Raw genomic sequence first — 14,030 nt, 5'->3', positions numbered from 1 at the left:
GGGGAGAGGGCCGGAGGGCCCGCAGGGACCTGCTGTCGCCGTGGCCGCCGGGCCGGAACGGAGCGGGGCGGGCCGGAACGGGGCGGGGCGGGCCGGAACGGGGCGGGGCGGGCTCACGGGGTCAGGGAGATGGTCACCTCGTCCTCCAGCGGCGGGTCGAGCTCCTGCGGCAGGCATCCCGTCGCCGCGAAGCACCGGAGGGTCAGCGCCGCGGGCGTCACCTTCAGGTGCAGGAAGCTCTTGAAGAACGGCGGCGTGTCCCAGTCCGACAGTTCCGACAGATACCGGTGGAAGACCCTGCCCACCGGCAGCCGCAGCGGCATGGGCCACGCGCCGAGCACACGCGCCGCCCACCTCATCCTGCGCGTGATCGTCACGTTGGGGTCGACCTGCCGCACAGGAGTGTTCTTGACGCGGTCGGCCATGATGCAGGCCGCCTCGCTCGGCGTCAGGTACAGCCACCGCATCCGCAGCCGCTTGGCGTACAACTGGCTGTAGAACGACAGCGAGTCGCCGCGCAGCGGGTAGCACTTGAAGTCGTCCTCGTGCACGCCTGCCACGTCCACCCGCTCGATCGTGTGCGTGGCGTGCATGAAGGCGCCCGCCCCTCCCGCGACCACGTACTGGATGACGCGGTCGCCGACCCTGACCGGGTAGCGCTGGTAGTTGTGCACGTCGCCGCCGATCGCCGCGACGTAGCGGTGCGCGGGGTCGCGGACGATGTCGTCGATCGTCCCTCCGCCTTCCAGCGGCGAGGGCTTGTAGACGTTGCGCGTGTAGATCGGCTTGCCGGTGACGAGGATCTTGGGCCGTGGGTCGAGCGAGGTACGGCGCAGCCACGCGGCCTGTTCCCTGTCGATCAGGCCGTCGATGCCGGTGTCGACGCCGACGATCAGCAGGCTCTCGCTCTCGATCGCCCAGTAGGGGGCGGGCTGCACGCCCTGCTGCGCAGGGGCGCCCCGTAACGTGCGGGCCTCGGCGAGCGCCGCCTCGTCGATCGGCTCGGGTTTGCGCCACAGCAGGCCGCGCAGCCCCCTGTCGGGCCTGGGTCTGAGCGGGGGCGCGTCGCAGAAGACCCGCATGAACCCGCCGAGCCCGTCGTACCAGTCGTGGTTGCCGGGGACGGCGTAGATGGGCGCCCGGTAGTCCTTGTACGGCCGGAAGAACTTGTGGGGGTAGTCGTTGCCCGCTCCCGTCGGGTAGATCACGTCGCTGGCGATCACCGCGAACGAGGTGTCCTCGCCGATCGCCAGCAGCCCCGGCACCACGGCGTACTGTGAGGCGTCGCCCTCGCCCGGGTCGCCCATGAGCAGGAAGCTGTAGCTCTTGCCGAGCCCCTGCCTGATCCTGAAGTCGCCGTCCACACCACGGTCGCGCTGCGCCTCGACCCAGCGCCGCCGTACCTCTCCCGAGGGGTCGCCGAACAGGCCGGAAAGGACCTCGTTGCGGGAGCGCCAGAGCGTGCGAGGGTGGAACCAGGAGAAGGAGTCGCGGTCGGGCCGCAGTTCCTTGAAGGTCCCGATCTGCTGGCAGCGCCATCCGGCGCCCTCCTCCGAGGTGCGGGAGGAGACCCGCTTTCCACGTTCCGCGGCGACTTCGACCATGACCATATCTTTACCTGATCTCTCGCCCCTGTCATCGAGCGACCACGTGCGGTAGCCTTCACCCCCAAGCAAGCGGTTGTCGATGCTGCGGGGGGCTGGGGATGGCCCGCACCGGTTCAGGGGATGGGATCAGCGCCGACGCCGTCGAGGGGCTGCTCGCCTATGCCGCGACGCAGCGGGGGTTCGGCGGCGGGGCGATGAGGAGCGTGGAGAGGGCGATCGCGGACGCCCGCGTGCTGGCGGCCCGCGATCCTGTCGCGTACGCGGGGTTGCTGGCCAGGGCACTGCGGACGGGCGCCAGACATCTGATGTCGCGCGGCAGCCCCGCCATGGCGCTGCCGCTGGCGGAGGAGGCGCTCGGGCTGGCCAGGAGCATCGGCGGCGCGCCGCTGGTCATGGCGCTCGGCTGCACGGCGGAGGTGCTGACCGCCCTCGGCCGCAAGGAGGAGGCGTTCATGCTGCTGGCGGAGGCGGAGAAGGAATGAGCACGCCCGGGTTCATGATCCCCGCAGGGTCGAGGCGTTCCTTGACCGCGCGCAGGATCTCGACGCCGAGCGGGCCGATCTCCTCGGCGTAGGCCTCCCTGTGGTCCCTGCCGACGCCGTGGTGGTGCGAGATCGTGCCGCCCGCGGCGACGATCGCGGCGTTGACCGCCCGCTTGGCGTTCTCCCACTCGGCGAGACCCCGCTCGGTCACCACGGTGAAGTACAGGGACGCGCCGGTCTCGTAGACGTGCGAGATGTGGCACATGACCAGCGGCGTGCCCAGTTCGCCGAGCAGGGACAGCCGTACCGCGTCGTAGAGCCTGGGCAGGTTCGCCCAGAAGCCCGCGGTCTCCAGCGTCTCGACGGTGGCGCCCGCGGCGAGCAGGGAGTCACGCAGGTACGGCGCGGCGAACCTGCCGTGCTCCCACGCCTGTCCCGGCTCGGCGCCCAGGTAGGTGCCGCCCGCCTGGGCCAGGGCGGCGGCCGCGCCGTGGCGGTCCTTCTCGTGGCCCGCGATCAGCAGGCAGCCTGAGTCACCCGAGCCGATGGCCTCGGGCTTGGCCAGGCCGATCATCGTCTCGGTCTCGTCCGACAGCCGCAGCACGGTGGGCAGCAGTCCCGACTGCGCGAGCGTGCGCATCGCCGCCGTGCCCGCCGCGAACGACTCGAAGCGCCATCCCTCGTAGACCGTCTCCGCGGGGATCCTGCGCACCCGCAGGCGCAGGGAGGTGATGACTCCGAAGGCGCCCTCGGAGCCGAGGACGAGTTGCCGCAGGTCGGGTCCCGCGCCGGATTTGGGCGCCCGGCCGAGGTCGAGCGTTCCCGTGGGAGTGGCCACGGTCATGCCTACGACGATGTCGTCGAATCGCCCGTATCCCGCGGAGGCCTGGCCGCTCGACCTCGCCGCCGCGAAGCCGCCGAGCGTGGCGTACTCGTAGGACTGGGGGAAGTGGCCGAGCGTGAGCCCGTGCTCGCCCAGCAGCCGTTCGGCGTCGGGCGCGCGCAGTCCTGGCTCCAGCACGGCGACCATCGACTCGGTGTCGACCGAGACCAGCCGGTCGAGCCGCGCCAGGTCAAGGGCGATCACGCCGCTCCCTGCGACGAGGCCGCCCACGACCGAGGTGCCGCCGCCGAAGGGGACGACCGCCACGCCGTGCCGCCCGCACACCTCGAGGACGCGCAGCACCTCCTCGTGCGACCCGGGCAGCACGACCGCGTCGGGGGCCTCCGAGCCGTCGCCGGCGCGCATGCGCAACAGGTCGGGCGTGGACTTGCCGCGGGTGTGCCTGACTCTGGACCCGTGGTCGGAGCGCACGTGGGCCTCGCCCACCACGTCGCGCAACTCGGCCGCCGCCGCGTCGGGCAGGGAGAGGGAAGGGAGCCGCACCTCGTCGAAGGCCGCGGCCGCCGACGGCTCGCTCACCCCCATGAGGTCGTGCAGGAGCGTGCGGATCTGTTCGGGCAGCTCGCGGGCCTTGGCGGGGTCGCCCCAGCCGCTCCACAGCATCGGTTCGTTCTCCACGCCTTACACTGTGACACATGACGGCAATTCGTCACAATGACGTCGTTCTGGATGCCGCGCGTGCATGCGTGCTGGCCTACGGGGTCAGGCGTACGACGCTGACCGACGTGGCGCGGCGGGCCGGGGTGTCGCGGATGACCATCTACCGCGGCTGGCCGGACGTGGGCAGCCTGGTCGCGGATCTGATGACCCGCGAGTGGCTGGCCGTGGTGGAGGGTCTCGACCTGTCCGACCCCGTCGCGGCGGTGGTCCAGGGCGTGCGGACGCTCAGGGAGCATCCGTTGTGGCGGAAGATCGTCGACGTCGACCCCGAACTGCTGCTGCCGTACCTGACCATGCGCAGGGGCACGAGCCACGACGCGATCCTCGCGGTGCTCGAGCGGAGCATGAGCCCGGCGCGGGCGCGCGCCGTGCTGCTGACCGCCCAGTCGTTCCTGCTGTCGGCCCACACCATGGACGACCCCTCGACCCTCGACGCCGAACTGGCGACCCTCCTGGAGAGGTACCTGGCATGAACACCTCGCTGAACGCCGCCCGCAGGCTCGCCGAGCTGGAGAGGGTCCGCCACGAGACCGTCGACGTGCTGGTCGTGGGACTGGGCGCGACAGGAGCGGGCGTGGCACTCGACGCCGCGTCGCGCGGGCTCACGGTGGCCGCGATCGACGCGCACGACCTGGCTTTCGGCACCTCGAGGTGGAGCTCCAAGATGATCCACGGCGGGCTGAGGTACCTCGCCAAGGGCCAGGTGGGAGTGGCCCACGAGAGCGCGGTCGAGCGCGGCATCCTGCTCACCCGCACCGCCCCCCACCTGGTCAGGGCCGCGCCGTACCTGCTGCCGCTCACCCCTGCCGTCACGCGCGGGCAGGCGGCGCTGGTCATGACCGGCTACCGCATGGGCGACGGGCTGCGCGCCGCCGCGCGCACGCCGCGCAGGCTGCTGCCGGGGCCCTCGCGCCTGCCCGCGGGCAAGGCCAGGGAGCTGGCACCGCCGCTGCGCGGGGACGGCCTGCGCGGGGCCCTGCTGTCATGGGACGGGCGGCTGGTCGACGACGCCCGCCTCGTCGTGGCGATCGCCCGTACGGCGGCCGGCCACGGCGCGCGGATCCTGACCAGATGCAGGGCGCTGGAGCTGCACCGCGACGGCGCCCAGGTGCGTGACGAGCTGACCGGCGAGTCCTTCACGATCAGGGCCAGCGTCGTGGTCAACGCGGCAGGCGTGTGGGCGGGGCAGCTGAGCCGCGAGATCAGGCTGCGACCCTCGCGCGGCACCCACCTGGTTCTGCGCGGACAGGCGCTTCCCGGGCTGCGCGCCGGGCTCCACGTGCCGATTCCAGGGGAGAGCAACCGGTTCGCGCTGGTCCTGCCCCAGCACGACGGGCGGGTCTATGTCGGCCTGACCGACGAGCCGGTGGACGGGCCCGTACCCGACGTGCCCGAGGTTCCCGAGGAGGACGTGAGCGCGCTGCTGGCGGTGCTCAACACGGTCCTGGAGGCCGCGGTGGACCGGAGCCAGGTGGCGGGCGCCTACGCCGGCCTGAGGCCGCTCCTGGAGGCCGAGGGACGCACGGCCGACCTGTCGCGCAGGCATGCGGTGCTGACGTCGCCCGACGAGGTGATCACCGTCACCGGCGGGAAGCTGACCACCTACCGGCGGATGGCTCAGGACGCCGTGGACGCGGCCGTCCGGCTGCGGGGCCTGCACGCGGGGCCCTGCGTGACGCATCGGGTCCCGCTGGTCGGCGCCGACCAGCGGGGAGGTCCCCCGGAGCTCGTGGAGCGGTACGGCGGCGAGGCCGCCGGCGTCCACGAGCTGGTGAAGCTGCACCCGGAGCCGGTCGGGGCCGGCCGCTCGCTCGGCGAGCTGGTGTGGGCGGTCAGGCATGAGGGCGCGCTCGACGAGGCGGACCTGCTCGACCGGCGGACCAGGATCGGGCTGATCCCCGAGGACAGGGACGCGGCGCTGGCGGCGGCCCGCCTGGCCCTCACGCTCTGAGCGCGTGTCGGCCCCGCGCACCCTACCCGAACCGTTAGGTTAGTCTTACCTAATAAGGCGTTCGGGGAAAGGTGACGCATGGCCAAGGGGTGCGACCATCCGGTCGGCTGTCACACCGGTGACGTGCCGACCCTCGCCAGCGCGACGGTCGGCGCCCGCCTGTGGCTGCTCATCGAGCACGAGGGCCCGTGGGCCTCGCACCTGGAAAACTGCGAACTTCCTGAAGAGATCGCGGAACTCGTGCGAAGAGCCTCGGAACGCGGTATCAGGCCCCAGCTGATCCGCCGCCCCGGCAGGCGGACCCGTCCGCGGGACCAGGGCATCCGTGTGCTAGTCGGCTACGCGGCGGGCGAGAACCCCTGGTTGGCCAGCGGTGTCATCGCAGGTCCCGACGATCTTGACTTGGACGCCGTGGTGGCCGGAGTGGTCCCAGAGTCCTGCATACTTGAAGACGAGCCGGTATTTCTGGTCTGCACGCACGCCAAGCGCAATGCGTGCTGCGCCCGCATTGGACTACCCCTCGCTCGCCGCCTGGCAGAAGTTTTGCCGGGCAGAGTGTGGGAAACCTCACATGTTGGCGGCGATCGCTACGCCGCCAACCTCGTGTGCTTGCCACACGGAATTTTCTACGGCAGCATGTCTCAGGCTGCTGCGATCGCAGCGGCCAACGCGTACCGGTCCGGCGAGGTGATTCTCGACCGTTTCCGGGGACGCGCAGGCATCCCTGAGCCATTGCAGGCCGCCGAACATTTCGCCCGTGCCCACACGGGTGAGCTGTCGGTAGGCGGAGTGGCCGTGGAATCCTCAAGGTCGGACGGCGACGTCACCGAAGCCATCGTGCGCTGCGGTGATGTCCGGTTCCAGGTTGTGGTTGAGCCATCGGTGTTCCAAACACCGTGTGGTACGGCTTGCGCCGAGACGATCACCACCTACCGGCTGGTCTCGCTGGACAGGCTCGCGCCTGTGCGGTACGCCACGCCCGCCCTCGCCTGATCACGGGAACATCACGGCGTACTCCTGCGTTGGACCAGTGACGCCGAAAGCGTCCAATGCGGCTCAAACACTGAAATACCTCTCACGAAGGTGGTTTTCTCATGTCTCAGGTACGTCGGCAGATCGCCCGCCCGCGCCCCAGCTGGGGTTGGCAGGATGATGCCGCGTGCCGAGGTGAGGACCTCGTGCTCTTCTTCGGTCCCGATGGCGAGCGGCAGCCCGAGCGTGACGTCCGCGAGCGGAAGGCCAAGGCGATCTGCGCCCAGTGCCCCGTTCGCGCCGAGTGCCTTGACTACGCGCTGTCCCGGCCCGAGAAGTACGGCACGTGGGGCGGTCTGAACGAGGACGAGCGCGCCTCCGAGCGTCGCCGTCGTATGCGCCGCGCGGCCAGCGCCGGCATCTCCGCCGCCTGAGTTCCACCCCGGCAGCGTCCAGCAACAGCGTGATCACGCAGTTGTCCCGATGACCAACTCGAACCCGGTCGGGACAACTGCCTGATCAAGCACCATCGGCATCCGCTGAGTCCCGCGCCTCCTGAGGGGGCCGACCGCGATGCCCGAAGTCTTCAGGCGATCAGGTCGTCGAACTCCCCGTCCTTCGCACCGAGCACGAACGCGGTGATCTCCGCCTTGGTGTAGATGAGTGCGGGATCGTCGGGGAAGCGGGAGTTGCGCACCGCGTACTGACCCGTCGGCAGGGCGGCCACCTCCACGCAGTTGCCGTTCGGATTACTGCGCCTGCCCTTGCGCCAGGCCACCGCGAGGCTGCTCGCGGTGATGCCGTTGGGAATCTCCCCCATGGTTCCTCCTCGTGCGTGCGGATGCACGTGCATCGGTGCTTGCAGGGCACGAGGATACGACGAACTAGAAGATCTTGCGCAATCGCTCCAGAAAACGCTTGCTTTCTGCGGGAGTGTCCGCTTGCACGCTGAGACGGTCCATGACCTTCATGTAGTGCTCGGACTCACCCAGCTTGTCCAGATAGAGCGCGCTCGACAGCTGCTCCATGTAGACCACGTCGGGCAGTTCGGGCTCGGGGAAGCGCAGGATCGAGAAGGGCCCGCCCGCCGCGGCGTGGCCACCCCTGTCGAACGGCATGACCTGCACCGTCACGTTCGGCAGCTCGGAGGCCTCGATGAGGCGGTCGATCTGGCCGCGCATGACCTCGGCCCCGCCCATCATGCGGCGCAGCACCGCCTCGTCGAGCACCGCCCACAGCGCGACAGGCCGGTCCCCCCTCAACCGCTCCTGCCTGGTGGTCCTCAGCGTGATCCTGCGCTCCATCTCGCTCTTGGGCGCCTTGTCGTGCGCGAGCGAGATCACCGCCCTGGCGTACTCCGGCGTCTGCAGCAGGCCGGGGACGAACTGGTTCTCGTAAGTACGGATGATCGAGGCCGCGCCCTCCAGGCCGATGTAGACCTCGAACCAGTTCGGCAGCAGGTCGCTGTACTTGTGCCACCAGCCGGGCTGGTTGGCCTGCCTCGCCAGGTCGAGCAACCTCGCCCGGTCGTCGGGGTCGCTCACGCCGTACATGGTGAGCAGGTCGGCGACGTCGCGCTCCTTGAAGCTGACCTGGCCGAGCTCCAGACGACTGATCTTGGCGTGCGAGGCCCTGATCGCGTAGCCCGCGTCCTCCCTGGAGATTCCCTTCGCGGTGCGCAGCCTCCTGAGCTGGGCGCCGAGCAGGATGCGCAGAACCGTCGGGCCGCCGCCCTGGGTGGAGCTCAGGGGTCGCACGTTCTCCGCGGTTTCCACGCGCCTACTCCTTTCAGGGAAAGATCACAGTGTGACACGGATCGTGGGGAGAATCGGCCATGCCGCACGTGCATTTGCGACTTGCATCCGTAAAACACGAAAAGTCTTGCATCTGTAAGCCCCCGCCGTAAATATGGTCACTTGGACCGCGCGAAGTATCCGAGCCCCGGGGATCTCCATGACCACTTCCGCAGCACCATGGCACGCCGCCACGGGCACCGCACCGCCCGACTGGCTCGGCGCCCTGCTGTCAGGCAGCCCGCCAGGCGACGAGGCGGCGGTGCTCGACTTCCCCATGCCGGCGGACCCGGCCGTCGTGGGGGTGGCCAGGTCCTTCGTGCGCACCACCTTCACCGGCTGGGACTCCGATGACGCGGTGTTCGACGCGCAGCTCGTCGTCTCCGAGCTGGTGACCAACGCCATCAGACACGGCGGGGGCGCCAGGTCGCTGAGGCTGGTCTGTTCCCGGCGCCGGCTCGGGTGCGCGGTGCGCGACTTCAGCGGCGCGGTACCGGTGACCGCGACGTCCGGCTTCCTGGCCGAGTTCGGCAGGGGGCTGCCGCTCATCGAGGCGCTGACGACCGCCTGGGGGTGGCTTTATCCGGCCGGGGGCGGCAAGCTCGTCTGGGCCGCGCTCAGCTGAGGCGGCGCGCGTCACTCCTTCGCCAGCAGCGCCAGCACGTCGGCGTCGCTCAGCTGCTCGAAGCTCCCGTACCACTGCCCGACCGCGTGGAAGTCCGGGGGCGTGGCCAGCACCACCACCTCGTCGGCCTCGGCCCGCAACGCCCTGACCGTCTGCGGCGCCCCGACGGGCACGGCGAGGGTGAGCCTGCCCGGCTTGGCCGCGTCCACGAACCTGAGTGCCGCCCTCGCCGTACCACCCGTGGCAAGACCGTCGTCGACGACCACGATGTCGCGGCCCGTCAGCGAGGGCAGCGGCCTGTTCCCCCTGTAGACCCGGACCCTGCGCGCCAGTTCGGCCCGCTCGCTCTCGACCACCTTCTCCAGGGCCGCGCGCGTCAGGCCGAGACTGGTCATCAGCCGCTCGTCGAACACCGGCTCCCCGTCCTCCGCCATGGCGCCGACGCCCAGCTCCGGCTGGGCCGGGTAGCCGATCTTCCTGGTGACCAGGACGTCGAGCACGCCGCCGAGCCGTCGCACCACGGGCACCGCCACGGCCACCCCGCCGCGCGGCAGTGCCAGCACGACGGGGTCCTTCAGCCCGCGCAGACGCTCGGCCAGCAGGGCGCCTGCCTCGGCTCTGTCGGTGAACAGATGCCCCATGCCCGAGTGATACCCGCACCCGGCGCCTCCTAGCGCCGTGAGCGCACCCGGGTATCGGCTAGGGGCGGTTGCGGCCTGACCTGCGCATCTCCTTGTGAATGATCTTCCACTTCTGCTGCTGTTCCTTGCGCAGCCTGGCGTCGGTCCTGCCCGCCATCCACGCGGCCTCGCGCTGGAGCTTGAACCAGCTCTCCAGCCTGCGCTCGGGCAGCTCGCCCGACTCCATCGCCGCGCGCACGGCGCAGCCGGGCTCGCCGTCGTGTCCGCAGTCGCCGAACCTGCACGACCTCGCCAGCTCCTCGATGTCGGCGAAGACCAGGTCGACGCCGTCGGTCATCTCGTACAGGCCGACCCGCCTGATGCCCGGCGTGTCGATGATCAGCCCGCCGCCGGGCAGCGGGATGAGCTCCCTGTGCACGGTGGTGTGCCGTCCCCTGCCGTCGGCCGCGCGGACCTGCTGGGTCTCCATGACCCCCTCCTCGACCAGCGCGTTGACCAAGGTGGACTTGCCCGCGCCCGACGGGCCGAGCACCACGGCGGTGCGGGATCCCGCGATGTGCTCGCGCACCAGCGAGACGCCCTCGCCCAGCATCGAGGAGACGGCGTGCACGGGCACGCCGGGCGCCGCCGCCGCGACGTCGGCCAGCAGCTCGTCCAGCCCCTGGTCGAACAGGTCGGACTTGGTGATGAGCACGACGGGCGTGCCGCCGCTCTCCCACGCCAGGGCGACCAGTCGCTCGATACGGCCGAGGTCGGCGAAGTCGGTGGCGTGCATGGATGGCTCGGCCACGAAGACGAGGTCGACGTTGGCCGCGAGCACCTGCCCCTGGCCGTCGCCCGACAGCCCGCCGCGAGAGACGCGGCTGACGCCGCCCCTGACGAACGCGGTACGGCGGGGCAGCACCTCGTCGAGCTCGTAGCGTCCTTCGGGCAGCGCTCTGAGCGCCACCCAGTCGCCCACGCACGGCAGCGCGACCGGGTCGTCGGCCGAGGCGCGCCGGACACGCGCGCCGTACTTGACGTGGTGGTGCCCATCGGCGGCGATCACCTCGGCGGCGCCGCGGTCGACCCGCGCCACCCGCCCGGGGATCGTGTCGGTGGGTAGCTCGGCCGCCAGCGAATCGGTCCAGCCGAGCAGAGAAAGATCGTGCGAAGTCACGCTTTGGGTACCCTTCGGAAAGCCGGGCCCCGCGGCGGAACGGTCAGGCGGGCACCCGGAGGTTTTCGGACAGCGAGCAGCTCAGAAAGACCCGCATGCTCCCCACCTCCCTTTGTGTCGTGGCCGTCTGCCTTCGTCGCACATTATCACGTCACCCGGTGCGACGATCGATCATTTTCGGCGTCTCCCCCGGTCACCGGGCCGTCCCGCCGATCATGGCGGCGATTGCGTCGAGAACGCGCTGGAGTCCGAACTCGAAGTCGTCGCCCCGTGGTCGCCGTCCTCGTGCGTCATGGGCGCCTCATCCTGGAGGCGGGTACGGCGTACGCCGTGGAAGGATTCCGGGAACGGTTGAACCCGCGGCCGAGCGGGGCGCGTACTGCCTGCCGTAGGACCATCCGCGACCCAGGGATCGGGCGATGACGCGACAGACCACCTGTCCCCCTCAGGGAGCCGATACCGTGACAGGCCCGCGCTCCTGGCTCAGGCGCTTACGCCCGGTCAGGGATCCCGACGACGAGCTGGTCATGGCCAGGCTCTACGAGGAGTACCACCGTCCGCTGCTCGCGTTCGTGCTCAGGCTGACCGCGGGCGACCAGCAGCTCGCGGAGGACGTCGTGCAGGAGACGATGATCAGGGCGTGGCGCAGCGCCGACACGCTCGACCCCGGCGCCGTGTCGCTCATGCCCTGGCTGGCCACGGTCGCCAGGCGTATCGTGATCGACGAACGCCGCCGCAAGGACGCGCGCCCCCAGGAGACGGGCGAGGGCCCCCTGGAGAGCGTGCCGATTCCCGACCAGATGGAGGACCTCCTGCGCCAGGTGGTCGTGTCAGACGCGATGCGGTCGCTGTCGGCCGCCCACCGGGAGATCCTCAACGAGACCATCCTGAGGGACCGCTCGGTCAACGAGGCCGCCGAGATCCTCGGCATTCCCGTCGGCACGGTCAAGTCGCGGGTCTACTACGCCGTCCGCGCGCTGCGGGTCGCTCTGGAGGAGAGAGGGGTGACGGCGTGACCTCGAGGATCGAGCACACCGACGTGGGCGCCTACGCTCTCGGCCTGCTGGAGGAGGACGACAGGCGCGCCTTCGAGGCGCACCTGTCCTCATGCCCCTCGTGTACGGCGGAGCTCACCGACCTTTCGGGCGTGGCCAGCGCGCTGACCGGGGTGGACCCCGTCGGGGAGGAGGAGCCGTCCCACCAGGAGATCGCCGACCTGCTCAGCAGGAAGAAGGCGCGCGACCTGCGGACGAGGCGGGCACGCTGGCCATCGGCGTCGCCGCGGCGATCACGCTGGTCGCCGGCGGAGTGACGGTGGGCTCGGCGATCGGCGGCTCGGGCGCGCCCGCCGCGCACGCGGGCCATGACATGGGCCCCGCCGAGCAGTTCTACGCGATGGGCACCCCCATCCGCGGCACGAGCACGGCGGGCGCCAGCGGTGGCCTGGTGCTGGAGGACAAGGGCTGGGGCACGCACGCCGCGCTCATGCTGGCCGGGGTGAAGGGCCCGCTGGAGTGCGAGCTGCTCGCCGTCTCCACCACGGGCGAGCGCAGGGTCATGACCGGCTGGTCGGTGCCGCCGTCGGGGTACGGCGTGCCGGGTTCGCCCACGCCGCTCTACATGCACGGCGGCAGCCCGTTCCCGCGCGCCGGGATCGACAGGTTCGAGGTCGTCACGACAGCAGGTAAGACCTTACTTACCTTCGACATCTGACAGAGCCCCCTCGCCGCACGGGAGGGGGCTTTGTCGTGCCCTCTCCCCAGGTCAGAGGCGCTTTTCTCTTGTGTGTACTTTTACCGGTCCACGTGGTGAACCCGCCGTCGGCAGGGCCCCGTACTACTGCCCGACTGACGGAACGACTCCCCTGAGAGGTTCACCATCATGGTCAAGCGCATTCTCGCCACCGGCCTCCTCACCGCCGCCGTGCTGCCCGTGCTGCCCGCCCTCGGCGCCCACGCCGACGCCCGCCGCTCCGACGACGACGTCTACCTCGCCGCCGGGCTGCGCGGTGCCAACGAGGTGGGCGTCAAGGGCGACGCCGACGGCCGTTCGACCGTCGTGCTGCGGATCAGCGGCGACCAGGTCTCCTTCGCCATCCGGTGGAACGGCGTGGAGGCTCCCCGCGCCGCCCACGTCCACCTCGGCGCCAAAGGCGTCAACGGCGACGTCAAGCTCGAGTTCTTCACCAAGCCGCTGCCCGCGGGCGTGCTGGGGGTCACCGGCACGGTGGCCGTCGAGGACCAGGCCGTGCTGCGGTCCCTGATCGACGACCCTGGAGGCTTCTACGCCAACCTGCACAACGCCGCCTTCCCCAAGGGGGCCGTGCGCGGCCAGTTCCACCGCCTCGCCAGGCCCGTCGACCTCGACGGCGTCCTGCACGGCAGCAACCAGGCGGTCCTTTCCTCCCGCGCCGACGGCGCCCAGGAGGTCCAGGCGCCCGACGGCAAGAAGCGCGGCGACGCCGACGGCAAGGCCACCTGGTGGCTGCGGCCGAACGGCGCGGCCATCGCCTACACCGCGACCTGGACGGGCGTCGCCGCCCCGACGAACGGCCACCTCCACAAGGGCGTCAAGGGCAGGAACGGCGACGTGGTGGCCGACCTGTTCGCCGCGGAGAAGGGGCTGCCCGCCAACCTCACGGGCATCGCAGGCGAGACCCCCGTGAAGCGGGCGATCGTCAGGCGGATCGCCGCCGACCCCTCGCGCTACTACTCCAACCTGCACACCGTCGAGTTCTCCGGCGGCGCGGTGCGCGGCCAGCTGTCCGGCGGCCGGTTCGACCACCCGCGCGCGGTCACCGCCGCGGTCGCCAAGGGCGCCCAGATCTACGCCTGCACCGAGCAGCCGGGCGGCGGCCACGCCTTCACCCAGCTGGGCGTCACCGCCAAGCTGCAGCGCGGCATCAGGCACTCGTTCGTGAAGCCCGCGGCGGGGCCTCCCCAGTGGATCGCCCCCGACGGCAGCGCGGTTCGCGGCAAGGTGGCGAGCAGGCGCCCGAACGGTGAGGGCGTCATCCCCGAGCTGGTCCTCGACGCCACGCAGGCGGGCGCGCGGCAGGGGCTGCTGGCACACGCGACGCAGATCCTGCGCCTGAACACCGTCGGCGGCGCGGCTCCCGCCGGGGCGTGCGACCCGCGCAGGCAGCCCAGGATCCAGGTGCCGTACGGCTCGGACTATCTCTTCCTCGGCTGACCGTTCGTTCCTCCCCACAGGTCCCCGCCGCCCCTCCCCCAGGG

The 14,030-nt window shown here is 71.0% G+C and carries 16 protein-coding genes; 10 read left to right on the top strand and 6 right to left on the bottom strand.

All coding sequences use genetic code 11. The annotated features are described in order from the left end of the window. Positions 1-113 precede the first annotated feature (113 nt). Complete coding sequence (locus AC3EO4_RS47675; protein ID WP_379574029.1) at positions 114-1,604, bottom strand: metallophosphoesterase family protein; 1,491 nt, start codon at positions 1,602-1,604, stop codon at positions 114-116. A 101-nt stretch (positions 1,605-1,705) separates the two neighbouring features. Between AC3EO4_RS47675 and AC3EO4_RS47670 the strand changes: the two genes are divergently transcribed. Further along, positions 1,706-2,089 (top strand): hypothetical protein, encoded by a 384-nt coding sequence (locus AC3EO4_RS47670; RefSeq protein ID WP_379574028.1) that lies wholly within the window; start codon positions 1,706-1,708, stop codon positions 2,087-2,089. Here the strand turns inward: AC3EO4_RS47670 and AC3EO4_RS47665 are convergent. Further along, on the bottom strand, positions 2,058-3,596 hold the full coding sequence (locus tag AC3EO4_RS47665; protein WP_431902684.1) for an FAD-binding oxidoreductase: 1,539 nt from the start codon (positions 3,594-3,596) through the stop codon (positions 2,058-2,060). The two genes, AC3EO4_RS47670 and AC3EO4_RS47665, sit on opposite strands and share 32 nt — an antisense overlap. A 32-nt stretch (positions 3,597-3,628) precedes the next feature. On the opposite strand from AC3EO4_RS47665, the gene AC3EO4_RS47660 reads away from it, so the two are divergent. The 4 genes from AC3EO4_RS47660 (at position 3,629) to AC3EO4_RS47645 (ending at position 7,010) form a co-directional block, all read left to right on the top strand. Then, positions 3,629-4,126: a TetR/AcrR family transcriptional regulator gene (locus tag AC3EO4_RS47660; protein WP_431902656.1), complete on the top strand. Its 498-nt coding sequence runs from the start codon at positions 3,629-3,631 to the stop codon at positions 4,124-4,126. Beyond that, the gene (locus tag AC3EO4_RS47655) at positions 4,123-5,604 is read left to right on the top strand and encodes a glycerol-3-phosphate dehydrogenase/oxidase (RefSeq protein WP_431902654.1); all 1,482 of its coding nucleotides are present in this window, start codon (positions 4,123-4,125) and stop codon (positions 5,602-5,604) included. Before AC3EO4_RS47660 ends, AC3EO4_RS47655 begins: the two co-directional genes overlap by 4 nt. Positions 5,605-5,682: 78 nt before the next feature. Then, positions 5,683-6,597 carry a sucrase ferredoxin gene (locus AC3EO4_RS47650; RefSeq protein WP_379574025.1) on the top strand — a complete coding sequence of 305 codons (915 nt, stop codon included), beginning with the start codon at positions 5,683-5,685 and terminating at the stop codon, positions 6,595-6,597. A gap of 101 nt (positions 6,598-6,698) precedes the next feature. Continuing rightward, positions 6,699-7,010: a WhiB family transcriptional regulator gene (locus tag AC3EO4_RS47645; protein ID WP_192773819.1), complete on the top strand. Its 312-nt coding sequence runs from the start codon at positions 6,699-6,701 to the stop codon at positions 7,008-7,010. 152 nt (positions 7,011-7,162) lie between these two features. On the opposite strand, the gene AC3EO4_RS47640 is transcribed toward AC3EO4_RS47645, so the two are convergent. Both AC3EO4_RS47640 and AC3EO4_RS47635 read right to left on the bottom strand, forming a co-directional pair. Continuing rightward, positions 7,163-7,396 carry a DUF397 domain-containing protein gene (locus AC3EO4_RS47640; protein ID WP_192773818.1) on the bottom strand — a complete coding sequence of 78 codons (234 nt, stop codon included), beginning with the start codon at positions 7,394-7,396 and terminating at the stop codon, positions 7,163-7,165. A gap of 64 nt (positions 7,397-7,460) precedes the next feature. Then, a complete protein-coding gene (locus tag AC3EO4_RS47635; RefSeq protein ID WP_431902652.1) occupies positions 7,461-8,351 on the bottom strand; it encodes a helix-turn-helix domain-containing protein in 891 nt (296 codons plus the stop codon). A 178-nt stretch (positions 8,352-8,529) separates the two neighbouring features. On the opposite strand from AC3EO4_RS47635, the gene AC3EO4_RS47630 reads away from it, so the two are divergent. Further along, a complete protein-coding gene (locus AC3EO4_RS47630; protein WP_431902650.1) occupies positions 8,530-8,994 on the top strand; it encodes an ATP-binding protein in 465 nt (154 codons plus the stop codon). Between the two features lie 11 nt (positions 8,995-9,005). On the opposite strand, the gene AC3EO4_RS47625 is transcribed toward AC3EO4_RS47630, so the two are convergent. Together AC3EO4_RS47625 and rsgA are read right to left on the bottom strand one after the other, a co-directional pair. Then, positions 9,006-9,635: a phosphoribosyltransferase gene (locus tag AC3EO4_RS47625; RefSeq protein ID WP_379574022.1), complete on the bottom strand. Its 630-nt coding sequence runs from the start codon at positions 9,633-9,635 to the stop codon at positions 9,006-9,008. A gap of 58 nt (positions 9,636-9,693) precedes the next feature. Next, positions 9,694-10,794, bottom strand: coding sequence for a ribosome small subunit-dependent GTPase A (rsgA, locus tag AC3EO4_RS47620; protein WP_379574021.1), 1,101 nt, complete (start codon positions 10,792-10,794; stop codon positions 9,694-9,696). Positions 10,795-11,255: 461 nt separating this feature from the next. On the opposite strand from rsgA, the gene AC3EO4_RS47615 reads away from it, so the two are divergent. The 4 genes from AC3EO4_RS47615 to AC3EO4_RS47600 all read left to right on the top strand — a co-directional run bounded on the left by AC3EO4_RS47615 (position 11,256) and on the right by AC3EO4_RS47600 (position 13,986). After that, positions 11,256-11,810 carry a sigma-70 family RNA polymerase sigma factor gene (locus AC3EO4_RS47615; RefSeq protein WP_431902648.1) on the top strand — a complete coding sequence of 185 codons (555 nt, stop codon included), beginning with the start codon at positions 11,256-11,258 and terminating at the stop codon, positions 11,808-11,810. After that, positions 11,807-12,106, top strand: coding sequence for an anti-sigma factor family protein (locus AC3EO4_RS47610; protein ID WP_431902646.1), 300 nt, complete (start codon positions 11,807-11,809; stop codon positions 12,104-12,106). Before AC3EO4_RS47615 ends, AC3EO4_RS47610 begins: the two co-directional genes overlap by 4 nt. Before the next feature lie 2 nt (positions 12,107-12,108). Then, entirely contained in the window at positions 12,109-12,507 is a 399-nt protein-coding gene (locus AC3EO4_RS47605) for a hypothetical protein (protein ID WP_431902645.1), read from the top strand. A gap of 168 nt (positions 12,508-12,675) precedes the next feature. Further along, positions 12,676-13,986, top strand: coding sequence for a CHRD domain-containing protein (locus tag AC3EO4_RS47600; protein ID WP_431902643.1), 1,311 nt, complete (start codon positions 12,676-12,678; stop codon positions 13,984-13,986). Positions 13,987-14,030 lie beyond the last annotated feature (44 nt).

This window comes from Nonomuraea sp. bgisy101 (assembly GCF_057708945.1).
The sequence above is the reverse complement of the archived record's forward strand: the minus strand, read 5'-3'. Positions and strand labels throughout refer to the sequence as shown.